This window comes from Mesorhizobium sp. BR1-1-4 (assembly GCF_020165375.1).
GTDB lineage: Bacteria > Pseudomonadota > Alphaproteobacteria > Rhizobiales > Rhizobiaceae > Mesorhizobium > Mesorhizobium australicum.
This window is the reverse complement of the sequence record NZ_JAIUIB010000001.1, coordinates 239,880-256,836: the sequence shown is the minus strand read 5'-3', so window position 1 is coordinate 256,836 and position 16,957 is coordinate 239,880. Positions and strand designations below refer to the sequence as shown.

The 16,957-nt window shown below is 64.0% G+C and carries 15 protein-coding genes; 11 read left to right on the top strand and 4 right to left on the bottom strand.

Translation table 11 applies throughout. The features are described 5' to 3' along the window. Positions 1 to 8 precede the first annotated feature (8 nt). Positions 9 to 551, top strand: coding sequence for a nucleoside-diphosphate kinase (locus LB571_RS01315; protein ID WP_140790032.1), 543 nt, complete (start codon positions 9 to 11; stop codon positions 549 to 551). Positions 552 to 674: 123 nt separating this feature from the next. Further along, entirely contained in the window at positions 675 to 1,931 is a 1,257-nt protein-coding gene (locus LB571_RS01310; RefSeq protein ID WP_140662589.1) for a D-amino acid dehydrogenase, read from the top strand. A 60-nt stretch (positions 1,932 to 1,991) separates the two neighbouring features. Here the strand turns inward: LB571_RS01310 and LB571_RS01305 are convergent, their stop codons facing one another. From LB571_RS01305 to LB571_RS01295, 3 genes are all read right to left on the bottom strand, one after another. Beyond that, positions 1,992 to 4,136, bottom strand: coding sequence for a phospholipase D-like domain-containing protein (locus LB571_RS01305; RefSeq protein ID WP_224591719.1), 2,145 nt, complete (start codon positions 4,134 to 4,136; stop codon positions 1,992 to 1,994). Beyond that, positions 4,133 to 4,576 (bottom strand): hypothetical protein, encoded by a 444-nt coding sequence (locus LB571_RS01300; RefSeq protein WP_224591716.1) that lies wholly within the window; start codon positions 4,574 to 4,576, stop codon positions 4,133 to 4,135. The genes LB571_RS01305 and LB571_RS01300 overlap by 4 nt, the downstream gene beginning before the upstream one ends. 188 nt (positions 4,577 to 4,764) lie before the next feature. Then, positions 4,765 to 5,646 (bottom strand): LysR family transcriptional regulator, encoded by an 882-nt coding sequence (locus LB571_RS01295; RefSeq protein WP_140662594.1) that lies wholly within the window; start codon positions 5,644 to 5,646, stop codon positions 4,765 to 4,767. A gap of 158 nt (positions 5,647 to 5,804) precedes the next feature. Here LB571_RS01295 and LB571_RS01290 point away from each other — a divergent pair, with 158 nt between their 5' ends. Both LB571_RS01290 and LB571_RS01285 read left to right on the top strand, forming a co-directional pair. Beyond that, complete coding sequence (locus LB571_RS01290; protein ID WP_027141740.1) at positions 5,805 to 7,301, top strand: CoA-acylating methylmalonate-semialdehyde dehydrogenase; 1,497 nt, start codon at positions 5,805 to 5,807, stop codon at positions 7,299 to 7,301. A 236-nt stretch (positions 7,302 to 7,537) separates the two neighbouring features. Further along, complete coding sequence (locus tag LB571_RS01285) at positions 7,538 to 7,843, top strand: hypothetical protein (protein ID WP_015315212.1); 306 nt, start codon at positions 7,538 to 7,540, stop codon at positions 7,841 to 7,843. A gap of 25 nt (positions 7,844 to 7,868) precedes the next feature. On the opposite strand, the gene LB571_RS01280 is transcribed toward LB571_RS01285, so the two are convergent. After that, positions 7,869 to 8,561 carry a GntR family transcriptional regulator gene (locus tag LB571_RS01280; protein WP_051041241.1) on the bottom strand — a complete coding sequence of 231 codons (693 nt, stop codon included), beginning with the start codon at positions 8,559 to 8,561 and terminating at the stop codon, positions 7,869 to 7,871. Positions 8,562 to 8,630: 69 nt separating this feature from the next. Here LB571_RS01280 and LB571_RS01275 point away from each other — a divergent pair, with 69 nt between their 5' ends. From LB571_RS01275 to LB571_RS01245, 7 genes are all read left to right on the top strand, one after another. After that, the gene (locus tag LB571_RS01275) at positions 8,631 to 9,524 is read left to right on the top strand and encodes a dihydrodipicolinate synthase family protein (RefSeq protein ID WP_140712543.1); all 894 of its coding nucleotides are present in this window, start codon (positions 8,631 to 8,633) and stop codon (positions 9,522 to 9,524) included. A 19-nt stretch (positions 9,525 to 9,543) separates the two neighbouring features. Next, a complete protein-coding gene (locus tag LB571_RS01270; RefSeq protein ID WP_181173948.1) occupies positions 9,544 to 10,881 on the top strand; it encodes an NAD(P)/FAD-dependent oxidoreductase in 1,338 nt (445 codons plus the stop codon). A 14-nt stretch (positions 10,882 to 10,895) separates the two neighbouring features. Then, complete coding sequence (locus tag LB571_RS01265) at positions 10,896 to 11,897, top strand: 4-hydroxyproline epimerase (RefSeq protein ID WP_224591713.1); 1,002 nt, start codon at positions 10,896 to 10,898, stop codon at positions 11,895 to 11,897. Positions 11,898 to 12,232: 335 nt separating this feature from the next. After that, complete coding sequence (locus tag LB571_RS01260; RefSeq protein WP_015315217.1) at positions 12,233 to 13,135, top strand: branched-chain amino acid ABC transporter permease; 903 nt, start codon at positions 12,233 to 12,235, stop codon at positions 13,133 to 13,135. A gap of 4 nt (positions 13,136 to 13,139) precedes the next feature. Then, positions 13,140 to 14,735: a high-affinity branched-chain amino acid ABC transporter permease LivM gene (livM, locus tag LB571_RS01255; RefSeq protein ID WP_015315218.1), complete on the top strand. Its 1,596-nt coding sequence runs from the start codon at positions 13,140 to 13,142 to the stop codon at positions 14,733 to 14,735. Beyond that, complete coding sequence (locus LB571_RS01250) at positions 14,735 to 16,216, top strand: ATP-binding cassette domain-containing protein (RefSeq protein WP_015315219.1); 1,482 nt, start codon at positions 14,735 to 14,737, stop codon at positions 16,214 to 16,216. The genes livM and LB571_RS01250 overlap by 1 nt, the downstream gene beginning before the upstream one ends. Next, entirely contained in the window at positions 16,216 to 16,944 is a 729-nt protein-coding gene (locus LB571_RS01245) for an ABC transporter ATP-binding protein (protein ID WP_224591710.1), read from the top strand. The genes LB571_RS01250 and LB571_RS01245 overlap by 1 nt, the downstream gene beginning before the upstream one ends. Positions 16,945 to 16,957 lie beyond the last annotated feature (13 nt).

Below are 16,957 nucleotides of genomic sequence, written 5' to 3'. Positions count from 1 at the left end.
AGGCGGTGATGACGAGCACGAATTGCTGCCTGACGACGAAGGACTTTGCCGTTCTCGAAGTCATGCTGGAGCGCCGGCGGGCATTCGCGGATCCGATCGTGCGCATGCTCGAACACAAGCTTTCACGCGCCGATGTCGTGCCGATCGATTCGGTCGGCCCCGACATCGTCACGCTGAACAGCAGGGTGGTGTTCGGCGTCGATACCGGTCCCGCGGAGACGCGAACCCTGGTGCAGCACGAGGTGCGCGGGCCGGTCGGCTCCAGCCTGTCGGTCGCAACGAGGCGCGGGCTCTGCATGCTTGGCATGGCGCAAGGCCAGACTGCAATGGTCGAACACGCCGACGGCCGGCGGGAGTCGATCCTGATCCGGGCCGTGCTTTACCAGCCGGAGGCTGCCCGGCGCACGGTCAGGCAGAAACACCAGGCTGACGCGCAGCGACCGCACGGGCTCAGGCTCGTCTACAGTGCCGCAGCCGATTGGAGGCCTCTTGGCGAGACGGCCGGAATGCGGCAGACAGAAGACGACGACCCCGGTCCCTCGGCGGCGTGAATGGGCAACAGCGCGTGGTCTCGAAGATCGGCATCGATTTTCGCTCGGGATCATGCGCAAATCGAAAAATACGGCTGCGTCCACGGGCGTCCTGAGGACGCTCGGCGCGGCAAGGAGTGAATGATGAAAATCATGGTGCTGGGCAGTGGCGTGATCGGGGTGACCACGGCCTACTATCTCGCCGAGGCCGGCCACGAGGTGACGGTGATCGACCGCCAGAAAGGGCCGGGGCTGGAAACCAGCTTTGCCAATGCCGGCGAGATTTCGCCCGGCTATGCCTCGCCCTGGGCCGGCCCCGGCATCCCGCTCAAGGCGATCAAGTGGCTCTTGATGAAGCATGGTCCGCTGGTGGTGCGGCCGGCCTTCGATCCGCACATGTGGACGTGGCTGGTCAAGATGCTGCGCAACTGCACCGCCGAGCGCTACGCGATCAACAAATCGCGCATGGTGCCGCTGGCGGAATACAGCCGCGACACGCTGAAGGCGCTGCGCGAGGCGACCGGCATCGCCTATGACGAGCGGACGCAGGGCACGCTGCAGCTGTTCCGGACGCAAAAGCAGCTCGACGGCACCGGAGGCGATGTCGAGGTGCTGAAGAAATATGGCGTGCCCTATGAGGTCCTTGATCCCAACGGCTGCATCGCGGCGGAACCGGCGCTGGCGGGGGTGCGTGAAAAATTCGTCGGCGGCCTGAGACTGCCGGGCGACGAGACCGGCGACTGCAAGATGTTCACCGACAGGCTGGCCGAGCTCTGCGTGGCGCGCGGCGTCAAGTTCGAATACGACACGACGATATGGCGCGTCATCCGCAGCCGCAACCGCGTCAACAATATGAGCACCAGCAAGGGCTGGCTGACCGCCGACGCCTATGTGATGGCGCTGGGCAGCTATTCGGCTGGTTTCATGCGCCGGATGAAGCGACCGATCCCGGTCTATCCGGTCAAGGGCTATTCGATCACGGTGCCGATCAAGGACGCCGCCGCCGCGCCCGTGTCGACCGTGATGGACGAAACCTACAAGGTCGCGATCACCCGGCTCGGCGACCGCATTCGCGTCGGCGGCACGGCCGAGATTTCCGGCTTCGACCTCAGGCTGCATGAATCGCGCCGGCGCACGCTCGAACACTCGGTCGGCGACCTGTTTCCGGGAGCCGGCGCGATGCGCGATGCGACGTTCTGGTGCGGGCTGCGGCCGATGACGCCTGACGGACCGCCGTTGATCGGCCGCACGGAGCTGTCCAACCTCTATCTCAACACCGGCCATGGCACGCTCGGCTGGACCATGGCCTGCGGCTCGGCCAAGGTTCTGGCCGACATCATCTCCAACCGGGTGCCCGATATCGACGTGCGTGCCTTGGCCCAGGAGCGTTACCTGAAATAGCCGCCGCGCGTCTCGCGCTTTATTCTTTGCTTATGTCGTTGCCCCGGAACCGGGGCGATATCAGAACGCCTGCCTGACCCACGCCTCGTCGAACAGCAGCCGGTAGGCCCACGGGATCGTCACATTGGTGGCGACCGGGTTCGAGTGGACGAGGTAGTCGTCATAGACCGGCTTCATCCTGGCGTAGAAGGCGGGGTCGAGCACCATCATGCCGTTCTCCGAATCGTGGAAGAAGCTGCGGTTGTTGAGGTTGACCGAGGAGATGGCAACCAGCCTTTCATCGATCATCATGATTTTGGAATGCAGCACCACGTCAGGCGCCTTGAACTCGCGGATATCGATACGGTCGCCATATTTCTCGACGAACAGCTTGTTGAGCGCGGTGAGAAACCTGCCCCCGATATCGCCCTTGAGGTCGATGCGGCCGACAACGTCGATCCTGACGCCGCGGGCGAGCGCCCGGTCAAAAGCCTTGGCGAGGCTCGGCGTCAGATTGAGGTAGGGGTTGACGATCTGGATATGGTGCCGGGCGGCATCGACCAGTTCGACGAAATAGGCCTCCAGCGCATGGTCATCCTCATAGGGCATCGAGATGAAATGCCGGGCATTGCCCCGGGGGCCATCTCCGCGGACCGGGATGGAGAAGGGGCGCGCCAGGTTGGTGTCGGCGTCGCGCAGCCATATCGTCGACAGCTGCGCGGCGAGCGTCTCGACCGTCGCCCGGTCGGCGAACTCGATGTCGAAGTCGCTCCAGTTCGAGTAGTAATTCAGCGAAAACCCGTCGGTCTTGCCGTATTGCTCGAGGTCCGGATAGCGCGACAGATCGATCGGCTGGTGGAACAGGAAACCGTCATGGATGTTGCGGCCGCCGATGATGACGCGCGAGCGCGCGGGGTCCTGCGCCAGCGTGGCCAGCATCTTGACATGATGGACCTTGTGCAGTTGTGAAATCTGCTCGTCGATCGGCGCGCCGTGGTCCGCCCGCCAGCGATATTCCTGCAGCTCCACATTGGGGAATTCGGCGGCCAGCCGGTGCAGCATGGCGTCGTCCTTTTCGCGCTCCAGCACGTCGGTGACCATGATGCGCACCTTGGTGCCAAGCGCTGCATGATGGCGGATCAGCCGTTCGATGACGCGCCCGGAAAAGTCGGCCTTGAATTCCAGCGAGGACAGATAGATCAGCTTCAGCCTTGGCGCCTTCGAGAAATCGAGCGGCAGTTCCGGATCGCCCTTGTCTATTGCCGCATTGGACAGCGGCGCGCCCATCAGCGCCTCGACCTTGGCGTTGAAGCCGTCGCGCGACTTGCGCAGCAGCCTGGGCTCGCCGATCGGCATGGCGCAGGTCTGCGACAGCCAGCGGCTGGCATAGAAGGCGCGCTCGAGCGCATCGAGGCCTGCATCGCCGGGGACTGGGCAGCGCTGGTAGCGGCTGTCCAAGCTGGCAAGCGCCGGATCCGCGGTTTCTTCGCGCCGGATGGTGAGCGGTGTACCGGTGGGCGCAAGGCTGGAGCGGATCCTCGCAGTGCACCGGTTCAGGCCGTCGCCCGGGAACAGGCTGACCGTGTCGTCCCCGCCGGAGAGGTGAAAGCCGAATGCCGCACCGGCGGCGATGGTGCGTGAGGCTCCGCCAGCGCGGAGCGCCAATGCGCCGTCGCAACTGCCTTCGATGTCGGCCGGCTGTTTGCCCGCCTGGCGTACGACGATTTCGGTGCTGCGTGCCTGCAAGCCGGAGAAATCGAAAATCCTGGGGGCCGAGGGCCGCGCTGCCGCATCGATATAGAGCGTCTGCCGCGACACCCGCCAGCGGCCGTCGAAATAACCGTCGCCGCTGCCCCCACCGGTCGGCGGCAGATGAGCGTTGGCGACTGGTCCGGCCAGGTGCTGGAGCGTCGAATAGGTCGCCTGGAAATCGCGGTTCTGGACATCGAGGCGGTTGCGCCCGAAGGGGCCCGTGCCGTTGGCGCGGTCCATGGCGCCGAGCTGGTGGTGGGCGAGCAGTGCCAGGAACCGTCTTTCATAGTCGCTGCCGCCGTCATTGCCGAAGAACTGCTCAGTCGCGACCCGCGACCCGGGCGTGCCAGCCGACAGCGAGGGCCGTGCGCAAGCCTCCTGCCCGGCCGATAGGTCGCAGGCATTGCGGCCCGCACCGCAGCCGGCAAGGGCGGCCAGCCCGAACAGGGCGAGGATGGCCGTGCGGATGTTCACCCCGTCGCCCCGGCCTTCATGACGCTCAACTGCGCCGGGTCGCGGGGCGGCATGAAACCTTGCGGGAAAACCTTGCAGACAGGGATGGCGAAGGTGGCGATCAGCAGTTCCGCCTCGCCGCGCATCTTGCGGGGCGCCGTCATGTCATCGCGGATCGCCCTCGCCGAGGCGACAAGGGCGCCGTCGCAGTCGCAATGGTTGCGGCGGGCGATGTAGCAGGCATCATGGGTTCGGCAAACGGCGTCGAGGCGATCGACAGGCCGGGCCGACAGATCGCCGGTGCGGGTGCCGGGACCGCAGTAATTGCCGATGACGAAAGGCGAGGGACGCGCCATGGCGTAGCGGATCGGTTTCGGCAATTCGGCTTCCGGCACTTTTGTCCACGGGTTGGCGCATGCGGAGACGAACAGCAGCGGCAGGATGGCAAGAACGGCTCGCATGTCTATCCGCGCCAGCTTTCTGAAAGATTTCCCCACCCGACCTGTCCCATGGCCGGCGACCGCACGCCTGATGCCACACTGGTCGGTTTTGTGGCAAGGAAAAGGCGGCGTGCGTGATCCAGGCCCGCGTTATTGTGATGTCGGCACCCTGCCTGAAGGGCGCGAAACCCGCAGGCATCTGGGCGAAATCAGGTAAACAACCCCCGCTCCCGTTCCACCGCCTTGGTGATGAAGGAGGCAACGATCTGGACGCGGCGCAGCGGTCTCACCGATTCGTGATAGACCAGCCAGTAGGCGCGGCGGATGGGCGCGACCACATCGACGGCGACCAACTCCGGCATCGAGCGGGCGACGAAGGTGTGCAGGATGCCGATGCCGGCGCTCGAGCGCACCGCTTCGGCCTGACCAAGTGCGGAGGAGATGGCAAAGCTGGTCCGCCAATCGGCGCTGAATTCGGCGGCGTAGTCGAGCGACGGGCTGACGATCAGGTCAGGCACATAGCCGATGAGGGTGTGCTGGCCAAGTTCGGCGGCGGTTTTGGGCAGGCCATGCGCGTCGACATAGCCGCGGGAGGCAAACAGCCCGAGCGAGTAGTCGACCAGTTTTCCCGCCACCAGCCGGCCTTCGGTCGGCCGCTCGACGGTTATGGCAATGTCGGCCTCGCGTCGCGACAGGGAGAAGGAGCGCGGCACCGGGACGAGCTGGATGGTGAGTTCGCGGTGCTGGGCGGTGAGTTCGCCCAGCCGCTTGGCCAGGAAAGCGACGCCGAAGCCGTCAGGCGCGCCGATGCGCACGGTTCCGGACACGTCGTCGCCTTCGCCCGATATGGTCGAGCGGGCGGCGATCATGTCGCCCTCCATGCGCTCGGCGATGTCGAGGAAGCGCTCGCCGGCCGGGGTCAGTTCGCTGCCGGTGGTCAGCCGGCGGAAGAGTTTCGTGCGTAACGCGTCTTCAAGGGCCGCGATGCGGCGCGAGACCGTGGCGTGGTTCAGCTCCAACCGCCTGGCGGCGCCAAGGATCTGGCCGGCCCGCGCCACGGCGAGGAAGATGCGGACGTCATCCCAGTTCATGGCGTTCCCCTGATGGCGATCTCGGGCGAGTATTGCGAGAATTGATGCTCGCGCGTCAATCGATATCTATTTTGCGCACAACGGTTGCGTTCTCCCTCGCGTTGCCATCGGCCGCCCAAAGGCGGACAATGCGACATCACAACCCAGGGAGAGAAATCATGATCGACTACGGTCATTTCATCGGCGGCAAGCGTGTCGCCGGCACCAGCGGCCGCAAGCAGGACGTCATGCAGCCGATGGACGGCACGGTGCGCGGCACGGTGGCGCTGGCCTCGCAGGCGGAATTGCGCGCGGCGGTCGAGAACGCCAAGGCCGCACAGCCCAAATGGGCCGCGACCAATCCGCAGCGCCGCGTGCGCGTGCTGATGAAGTTCCTCGAACTGGTTGCCCGCGACTATGACGAACTGGCCGAGATCCTTGCGCGCGAACATGGCAAGACCATCGCCGACGCCAAGGGCGACATCCAGCGCGGCCTGGAAGTGGTCGAGGTCTGCATCGGCGCTCCGCACATGATGAAGGGCGAGTTCACCGACGGCGCCGGCCCCGGCATCGATGTCTATTCGATGCGCCAGCCGCTCGGCGTCGTCGCCGGCATCACGCCGTTCAATTTCCCGGCGATGATCCCGCTTTGGAAGATCGCGCCGGCGATCGCCTGCGGCAACGCCTTCATCCTGAAGCCTTCGGAGCGTGATCCGGGTGTGCCGATGCGCATTGCCGAACTGTTCATCGAGGCCGGTCTGCCGGCCGGCATCCTCAATGTCGTCAACGGCGACAAGGATGTCGTCGACGCCATCCTCGACGATCCCGACATCAAGGCCATCGGTTTTGTCGGCTCGACGCCGATCGCGCACTACATCTATTCGCGCGGCACGGCGGCCGGCAAGCGCGTGCAGTGCTTCGGCGGCGCCAAGAACCACATGATCATCATGCCCGACGCCGACATGGACCAGACCGTCGACGCACTGATCGGCGCCGGCTACGGCTCGGCCGGCGAGCGCTGCATGGCTATCTCGGTGGCTGTTCCGGTCGGCAACGACACCGCCAACCGGCTGATGGAAAAGCTGATCCCGCGCGTCGAAAGCCTGAAGGTCGGTCCCTCGACGGATTCGGCAGCGGATTTCGGCCCGCTGGTTACCGCCCAGGCGCTGGAGCGCGTCAAGGGCTACGTCGACACCGGTGTCAAGGAAGGCGCCAAGCTTGTCGTCGATGGCCGCGGCTTCAAGATGCAGGGCTATGAGGACGGCTACTATATGGGCGGTTGCCTTTTCGACAATGTCACGGCCGATATGCGCATCTACAAGGAAGAGATCTTTGGGCCGGTGCTCTCGGTGGTGCGCGCGCCGACCTATGAGAACGCCATCAAGCTCGCCAACGACCATGAGATGGGCAATGGCGTCGCCATCTTCACCCGCGATGGCGACGCCGCGCGCGACTTCGCCAGCCGTGTCCAGGTCGGCATGGTCGGCGTCAACGTACCGATCCCGGTGCCGATCGCCTATTACACTTTCGGCGGCTGGAAGGCGTCTTCCTTCGGCGACCTCAACCAGCATGGCCCGGACGCGTTCCGCTTCTACACCAAGACCAAGACGGTTACCTCGCGCTGGCCGTCCGGCATCAAGGACGGCGCCGAGTTCGTTATCCCGACGATGAATTGACCGGACGCTTTTTTATCTGGTCTTCCTCGCTGCAGGGCGGATGAGAAGATCGATTGAACCTGAGGCCTAAGTCCCCGGACTTAGGCCTTTTGTTTTTGCAAACGCTAATGTGATGGAACCGGTGGGGGATTGCGCGACTTAGGGCTGCAATCCTGCCGTGGAGGAGGCGCGGCAGACAACCAGGGCGCCGACGGCGGGCCGGTGGCATTGCATCGTCCGGCGCAAGGAGGTGTCAAATGACACGACGTCTTACGGCGACAATGTTCGTTGCGGCGATGGCGATGTGCTCGTGCGCTGCTCAGGCAAATGCAGCTGGGCAATGCGCGCCACGCGCCGATATCGTGAAGGCGCTCGGCGAGAACTTCCACGAAAGCGAAGCCGGGCGCGGCCTGATCAACCCCAATGTGGTCCTCGAGGTCTTCGTTTCGGAACAAGGCAGCTGGACGGTCTTGGCTTCCGATACGAAAGGCCAGAGTTGTATCCTGTCGGTTGGCGAAGGCTGGGACAGCCCGACACTCAAGGCGGCCTTGCCGGGCGCCTGAGCGATTTGCCTTCGCGCTCTTGCAACTAGCGCGTGGCGGCGACCTCGGCATGGCCGCGCAGCAGTGCCATCAGTTTCTTGGCGTCCTTGGCGGCGCCTTCCTCATCGCCGTCCAGGATCGAGCGGATCAATGCAACATGGTGCTCGGCGGACTCCGCCAGCCCGGTGTCGGCCTTGTAGCGGAACCAGAAGCGGCGGCTGTGGGTCTGCAGGGGGGCGGCCAGCCGGGCGGCGAACGGGTTGTCGGCGGCCAGCGCCAGCGCCTCGTCAAGCGCCTTGTCGGCCTGGATGAAGGCGAGCACATTGCCTGATATCACTGCTTTCTGCATGGCGAGCGCCGCCTCGTGGAACAGGTCGGCGGCCTCGCGGGTAACGAAGCGTGCGGCCGAACGGGCGAGCACCACCTCGACGCCGCGCCTTGCGTCGAGCACGCGCAGCCAGTCGCCGGGGTGCAGGGGCGCGATCGCGATGCCGGCGCGGGGCCTGACGTCTAGCAATCCCTCCCAGGCCAGCCGCTGGATCGCCTCGCGCACCGGCGTGCGGCCGAGCGCCAGCCGCTCGATCAGGGACCCCTCGGTAACAAAACTCGCCGGGGCCAGTTCGAGCGTGACGATCATGTTTTCGAGGACGCGATAGGCCTTGGTCGCCGCGGGCTCCGACACGATGCTTGCTTCCATGGATATCAAAGGCTCTCTCCTGATATATCTAGAATATATCATAACAGATTCCGCATTGACAGCAGCTTTCCTAACAGATATACGGCTGATATATCAGATGGAGAGATAGCTATGTGGACCGGAGTTTTACCCGCCGTCACGACCAAATTCACCGCCGACGACCGGCTCGATCACGCCGAGATGGAGCGCTGCTTCGGCCTGCAAATGGATGCCGGCTGCGATGGCATCATCGTCTGCGGCTCGCTGGGCGAGGGACCGATGCTGTCGCCTGACGAGAAGATCGAGGTGCTGAAGACCGCGCAGAAGATCGCTGGCAAGAAGCCGGTGCTGCTGACGGTCAACGAGGCCGGCACCCGCGAGGCCGCCAGTATCGCCAAGCGCGCCGCCAAGGAAGGCGCCAATGGGCTGATGGTGGTGCCGAGCCCGATCTACCACACCAACGCGGAAGAGACGGTGGCGGCGCTGCGCGCAGTGGCGGAAGCCGGCGACTTGCCGGTCATGATCTATTCCAACCGACTCGCCTACCGCGTCGATGTAAGCGTCGACCAAATGGAGGAGCTGGCGTCGGACAAGCGCTTCGTCGCCATCAAGGAATCCTCTGACGACATCCGCCGCTCGACCGAGATCATCAACCGCCTGGGCAGCCGCTACGACCTGTTCACCGGCGTCGACAACCTGGCCTTCGAGGCGCTCTCCGTGGGTGCCATCGGCTGGGTGGCCGGTCTGGTCACCGCCTTCCCGCGCGAGACCGTCGCCATCTACCAGCTTATGAAGCAGGGGCGCCGCGAAGAGGCGCTCGCCATCTACCGCTGGTTCCGGCCGCTGCTCGACCTCGATGTCTCGACCTATCTTGTGCAGAACATCAAGCTTGCCGAAGTGTTCGCAATCAACACCAATGACCGCGTGCGCATGCCGCGCATGCCGCTGTCGGGCGAACGCCGCAAGGCTGTCGAGAAGATCATCAAGGATGCGCTGGCGGCGCGGCCGACACTGCCGCAGTTCTAAAGAGGGTGGCGGCAGCCAGATGAGAGGCAGCGCCCAGGTGCAAGGAAAGTCCAAATCGACAGACAAGGGGCGGCGCTCCTCATCCGCCCTGCGGGCACCTTCTCCCCGTGAACGGGGAGAAGGGAGAGACATCGCCATCGTCGGTGGCGGCATCATCGGCATTTGCGCGGCTGCCTTCCTTGCCGAGGCGGGACTGGACGTCACGCTCTTCGACCGCACGGGTATCTGCGAGGAGACGAGTTCCGGCAATGCCGCCGCCTTTGCCTTCTCCGACGTGTTGCCGCTGGCGCACAAGGGCGTGATCCGGCAGCTGCCAAAATGGCTCGCCGATCCACTCGGCCCGCTCAGCATTCCGCCCGCCTACCTGCCGAAGCTGCTGCCTTGGCTGATCCGGTTCTGGCGCGCCGGCGCGCCTGGGAAATACGAGGCGAGCCTGACCGCGCAGGCCGGCATGATGAAGCTTGCCGAGGCCGAATGGATGGATCTGCTCGATCGTTCCGGCACCCGGCCGATGCTGCGCGAGGACGGTTCGCTCGAACTCTACGAAGGCGAGGCCGAGTTCCGCGCCTCGCTGTCGGGCTGGGCGGCGCGCGAGCGCTTCGGCATCGGCTTCCGCCATGTCGAGGGCGAGATCCTGGCGGACCTGCAGCCGGGGCTGTCACCGCGCTTCGTCAAGGGCACTTTCGTGCCTGGATGGAAGACGGTCGCCGATCCAAAACTGCTCGGCAAGGCGGTGTGGGCGTACGCGCAGTCCAAGGGCGCCCGCTTCGAGATGGCCCGCATCGACCGCGTCGCCGCGGATCAGTATGGCGCGACACTGACGCTGGCCGACGGCACGAGCAGGCAAGCCGGTCACATAGTCATTGCCGCGGGCGCCTGGTCGCATCTGCTGGCGCGGCAACTCGGCGATCGCATTCCGCTGGAGACCGAACGCGGCTACAACACGACGCTGCCGACGAGCGCCTTCGACGTGAGGCGACAGTTGATCTTTTCCGGCCATGGCTTCGTCATCACCCCGCTCGAAACCGGCCTGCGTGTCGGCGGTGCCGTGGAACTCGGCGGCATCGAGCGGCCGCCCAATTTCAACAGGTCGAAGGCGCTCTTGCGGAAAGCGCGGGAATTCCTGCCGGGGCTCGATCCCTCGGGCGGGCGCGAATGGATGGGGTTCCGGCCCTCCCTGCCGGATTCGGTGCCCGTCGTCGGCAAGGCGGCGCGAAGCCAGTCCGTGATCTACGCCTTCGGCCACGGCCATCTCGGCCTGACGCAGGCCGCGGCAACCGGGCGGTTGATCAGGGAATTCGTTCTGGGGCAGACTTCATCCGTTGATCTGGCCCCCTTCAGTCCACAACGGTTTTGATCTCGAGGAGCGACATGGCCAAGAAATCCTTCTTCTGCATCGACGGCCACACTTGCGGCAACCCGGTGCGGCTGGTCGCCGGCGGCGGCCCGCTGCTGCAGGGCTCGACCATGATGGAGCGACGGGCACATTTCCTGGCCGAATACGACTGGATCCGCACCGGCCTGATGTTCGAACCGCGCGGCCATGACGTGATGTCAGGCTCGATCCTCTACCCGCCGACGCGCGAGGATTGCGACATCGCCATCCTGTTCATCGAGACGTCCGGCTGCCTGCCGATGTGCGGTCACGGCACCATCGGCACGGTGACGATGGCGATCGAGCATGGGCTGATCAAGCCGAAGACGCCAGGTGTTCTGCGGCTCGACACGCCCGCCGGCCTGGTCATCGCGGAATACAAGCAGGTCGGCGAGTATGTCGAGGAGGTGCGCATCACCAACGTGCCGTCCTTCCTTTATGCCGAAGGGTTGAAGGTTGAATGTCCGGGGCTCGGCGAGATCACCGTCGATGTCGCCTATGGCGGCAATTTCTACGCCATCGTGGAGCCGCAGGCGAACTATCGCGATATGGCCGACTATTCCGCCGGCGACCTCATCGCCTGGAGCCCGGTGGTGCGGCAGCGGCTCAACGAGAAGTATTCCTTCGTGCATCCGGAGAATCCCGGGATCACCGGGTTGTCGCACATGCTGTGGACCGGCAAGCCGACGGTCGAGGGAGCCGATGCCCGCAATGCCGTCTTCTACGGCGACAAGGCGATCGACCGCTCGCCCTGCGGCACCGGCACCTCGGCACGCATGGCGCAACTCCATGCCAAGGGCAAGCTCAAGGCGGGGGATGCGTTCGTCCATGAATCGATCATCGGCTCGCTGTTCAAGGGCAAGGTTGAAAAGGACGTCACCGTCGCCGGCAAGCCGGCCATCATCCCTTCGATCGGCGGCTGGGCCCGCATGACTGGACTGAACACGATCTTCATCGACGACCGCGATCCGTTCGCGCACGGTTTCGTGGTCAAGTAGGAGAATCCTGACCCTGCGGAAAGGAGTGTGACGAAAAAACGAACCGTGTCAGGAATGCAACGATTCCTCTCATCACCTAATTTTGACGGTGATTTCTTCGAAACGGAGCGCATGATGCGGCTCAATCGTCAAAGACATTGCGTTATGCCAATGATAGGGTCCGCGATAGTCCAGGGGCTGGGTGCGAAAAGCGGGCGATCGGGAAGACGTGACTTGCAAACACGCGGAGCGGTCAAAAAAATCACGTTGCAATCCGGGCTCGAAACTTTACGACTAGGGGAAATACGAAAAGGAATGCGTCTGCATGGGCGACATTCCAGGGGAGCCATGTACACATGCAGTACTTTGTCCAGCAGCTTATCAATGGGCTGACGCTGGGATCGATCTATGGGCTGATCGCGATCGGCTACACGATGGTCTACGGCATCATCGGCATGATCAATTTCGCCCATGGCGACATCTTCATGGTGGGCGCTTTCACGGCGCTGATCGTCTTCCTCATCCTCGGAGCGCTGTTTTATTCGGTGCCCGTGGTCATCGCGCTGCTGGTCATGATGATCGTGGCGATGCTGCTCACCAGCCTCTACAATTGGACGATCGAGAAAGTGGCCTACCGGCCGCTGCGCGGTTCGTTCCGGCTGGCGCCGCTGATCACCGCCATCGGCATGTCGATCGCGCTGTCGAACTTCGTCCAGGTGACGCAAGGCCCGCGCAACAAGCCGATCCCGCCGATGGTCAGCCAAGTCTACAACATCAACGGCGTCAGCGTTTCGCTGAAGCAGATCATCATCGTCATCGTCACGGCTTTGCTGTTGGCGCTGTTCTGGTACCTGGTCAACAAGACCTCGCTTGGCCGGGCGCAACGCGCCTGCGAGCAGGACCGCAAGATGGCCGCACTGCTGGGCATCGACGTCGACCGCACCATCTCGATCACGTTCATCATGGGCGCCGCTCTTGCCGCTGTCGCCGGCACGCTGTTCCTGATGTACTACGGCGTCATCGCCTTCTCGGACGGCTTTACCCCCGGGGTCAAAGCATTCACGGCGGCGGTTCTTGGCGGCATCGGCTCATTGCCAGGTGCGGTGCTGGGCGGCCTCCTGATCGGCTTCATCGAGAGCATGTGGTCGGCCTATTTCTCGATCGACTACAAGGACGTCGCCGCGTTCTCGATCCTGGCAATCGTGCTGATCTTCCTGCCTTCCGGCATATTGGGCCGGCCAGAAGTCGAAAAGGTCTGAGACCATGGCCGTGACCGTATCTCCAGAGCGCGACACCGTCGCCAGCCCCATGCAGCGCGCGCTGCGCGAGGGCTTCTATGCCGGCGCCATCTCGCTTGGCCTGTTCGTGCTGTTCATCGGCCTCAAGACAGACCAGAACATCTCCAATGAACTGGTCCTGGTGAAGCGCTGGGGCCTCTTGGCCGCCGTGGTGATCGCCACGGCTATCGGCCGTTTCCTTTATGTCGCCTATGGTCAACCCTTCATGGCCAACCAGAAGATCGCCGATGTCGCCACCGGCCTGTTGCCGGCCAGTGCGGCGTCGCGCTTCTTCCTGTTGCCGGCGTTTGTCGTGGCGATCATCGCGGTGGTGCTGCTGTTCGTGTTCAACGGCTCGCTTCCCGGATGGATAGGAGCAGAGGCGGCCGGCTATCTGCAGTTCCTGCGCGCGCTCGCAATCATCTATGCGCTGGCCTGCGTGATCTACTATTACCGCGGCTTCATCCACGCCAACTTCACCAAGCTCGGCATTGCCGCGCTGGTGCTCTATCCGATCCTTGTCATCGTCGTGCTGTCGCTGATGTCGTGGTCGGTCGCCACCGGATTGCAGGGCTCGCTGAAATGGGTCGACAATTTCGGCATCCAGATCCTGATCTACGTGATGCTGGCCTGGGGGCTGAACATCGTCGTCGGCCTCGCCGGTCTGCTCGATCTGGGCTACGTCGCCTTCTACGCCGTCGGGGCCTACGCCTATGCGCTGCTTGGCACAACCTACGGCCTGTCGTTCTGGATACTGCTTCCGGCGGCCGGCGCCATGGCCGCCTTCTGGGGCGTGCTGCTCGGCTTTCCGGTGCTGCGCCTGCGCGGCGATTACCTGGCGATCGTCACCCTTGCCTTCGGGGAGATCATCCGCCTGGTGCTGATCAACTGGCGCGATGTGACCAACGGTTCGGCCGGTATCTCCGGCATCCCGAAAGTCACCTTTTTCGGCTTGATGACCTTCAACGTCTCGGACCCCAACTACATCGCCAAGGTCCTGCACCTCGCGACCTCGAGCGCCTACTACAAGATCTTCCTCTATTACCTGATCCTGGCGCTTTGCATGCTCACCGCCTTCGTCACCATCAGGCTGAGGCGCATGCCCGTCGGGCGTGCCTGGGAAGCGCTGCGCGAGGACGAGATCGCCTGCCGCTCGCTCGGCATCAACACCACCACGACCAAGCTGACGGCCTTTGCCACCGGTGCCATGTTCGGCGGTTTTGCCGGGGCATTTTTCGCCGCGCGGCAAGGCTTCGTCAGCCCGGAATCCTTCGTCTTCCTGGAATCGGCCATCATCCTGGCCATCGTCGTCCTTGGCGGCATGGGGTCGCTGGTCGGCATCGCCGTCGCCGCGATGGTGATGATCGGCGGCACCGAGGCGCTGCGCGAGCTCGACTTCCTCAAACAGGTCTTCGGGCAAGATTTCACCCCCGAACTCTACCGCATGCTTCTGTTCGGCATGGCCATGGTCATCGTCATGCTGTGGAAGCCGCGGGGCTTTGTCGGCAGTCGTGAACCGACAGCCTTCCTCAAGGAGCGAAGGGCTGTCTCAAGCTCCTTCACCAAGGAGGGTCACGGCTGATGAATGCGAACGCACAAATGAACGACGCCATCCTGCAGGTCGATCATCTGTCGATGAAGTTCGGCGGCCTGGTCGCCATCGGCGACCTGTCCTTCACTGCCAGGCGCGGCGAAATCACCGCGCTGATCGGCCCCAACGGCGCCGGCAAGACCACCGTGTTCAATTGCATCACCGGCTTCTACAAGCCGTCGGAAGGCATGATCACGCTCAACCGGGCCGATGGCTCCAGCTACCTGCTGGAACGGCTGCCCAACCATGAGATCCCGGCGCGCGCCAAGGTGGCGCGCACCTTCCAGAACATCCGCCTGTTCTCGGGCATGACGCTGCTGGAGAACCTGCTCGTCGCCCAGCACAACAAGCTGATGAAGGCGTCCGGGTATACGATCCTGGGCCTGTTTGGCTTCAGCGGCTACCGCAAGGCCTCGGCCGAATCGGTGGAGCTTGCCAAGCACTGGCTGGAAAAGGCCGATCTCGTTGATCGCGCCGACGATCCGGCCGGCGACTTGCCCTACGGCGCACAGCGGCGGCTCGAGATCGCGCGCGCCATGTGCACCGGTCCCGAGCTTCTGTGCCTCGACGAACCGGCGGCCGGCCTCAACCCGAAGGAATCGGCGGCTCTCAACGAACTGCTGATGGGGATCAAGCACACGACAGGCACCTCGATCCTCCTGATCGAGCACGATATGTCGGTGGTCATGCAGATCTCCGACCATGTCGTGGTGCTGGAATATGGCCGCAAGATCTCCGACGGCAATCCGCAGTCGGTGCGCACCGACCCGCGCGTCATCGCTGCCTATCTTGGCGTCGACGACGAGGAGGTGGAGACCGTACTTACCGAAGTCGGCGACGAGGACGTCATCGAACAGCTCGACATCGGCCCCGATTCCGCGCATGGCCCGGGGACATCGTCGTCGTATCTGGCCGGGCCGGTGAGCGACACCGTCGGCCATAGCCAAGGCGAACGCGTAACCGTGTCGAAAGGCGCCTCGAAGGCAGCGCAGGTCGATGCCCGCGGCGCCAGCGTGGCAAGCAGGCCTGTTGCCCCGACACCGGCGCCGGCCAAGCCCGCCGCGAAGAAAGCGGCACCAAGGAAAACGGCCGCCAAGGCGCCCGCCGCGAAGGCCGAAGGCGTTTCGAACCGCCTCGCTGCCCCCCGTGGCGGCAAGGCCGACAATCTGACCCGCATCAAGGGCATCGGCACGGTCAACGAGAAGAAGCTCAACGAACACGGCATCTTCCACTTCGACCAGATCGGCGCCTGGAAGAAGGCAGATGTCGAGGCGGTCGAGGCCTATCTCGCCTTTGACGGACGCATCGCGCGCGAGGAGTGGGTCAAGCAGGCCAAGCTGCTCGGCCAAGGCAAGGATACGGAATTCTCGCGCCGCGTCGATGCAGGCAAGGTGGCGACCAGTCATGTGTCCGGCAAAGCCAAGGCGAGCACAGCCAAGCCCGTTCAGGGCAAGCGTGGAGGGGGCAAGTGATGGCCACGACAACGCTGCTCGATATCAAGGGCGTGGAGACTTATTACGGCAACATCCGTGCGCTGAACGGCGTCAATGTCAGCGTCAAGCAAGGTGAGATCGTGGCGCTGATCGGCGCCAACGGCGCCGGCAAGTCGACGCTGATGATGACCATCTTCGGGGCTCCACGCGCCCGCACGGGCGCCATCACTTTCAACGGGACCGATATCACCCAGTTGCCGACACACGAAATCGCGCGCATGCGCATTGCTCAGTCACCGGAGGGCCGGCGCATCTTTCCGCGCATGACGGTGATGGAAAACCTGCAGATGGGCGCCAGCCTCGACAACCTCAAATATTATGGCGAGGACGTCGAGAAGGTGTTCACGCTGTTCCCCAGGCTGAAGGAGCGTATCGCCCAGCGTGGCGGTACGCTGTCGGGCGGCGAACAGCAGATGCTGTCGATCGGACGCGCACTGATGGCGCGGCCGAAACTGCTTCTGCTCGACGAGCCGTCGCTGGGTCTGGCGCCGCTGATCGTCAAGCAGATCTTCGATGCCATTCGTGAGTTGAACCGCACCCAAGGGCTGACCGTGTTCCTGGTCGAGCAGAACGCGTTCGGCGCGCTCAAGCTCGCCACGCGCGGCTATGTGATGGTCAACGGCAATGTGACGATGAGCGGCACCGGCAAGGAGCTGCTCGCCAATCCGGAAGTGCGCGCCGCCTATCTCGAAGGCGGACATCACTGAGTTCAGGAGACTT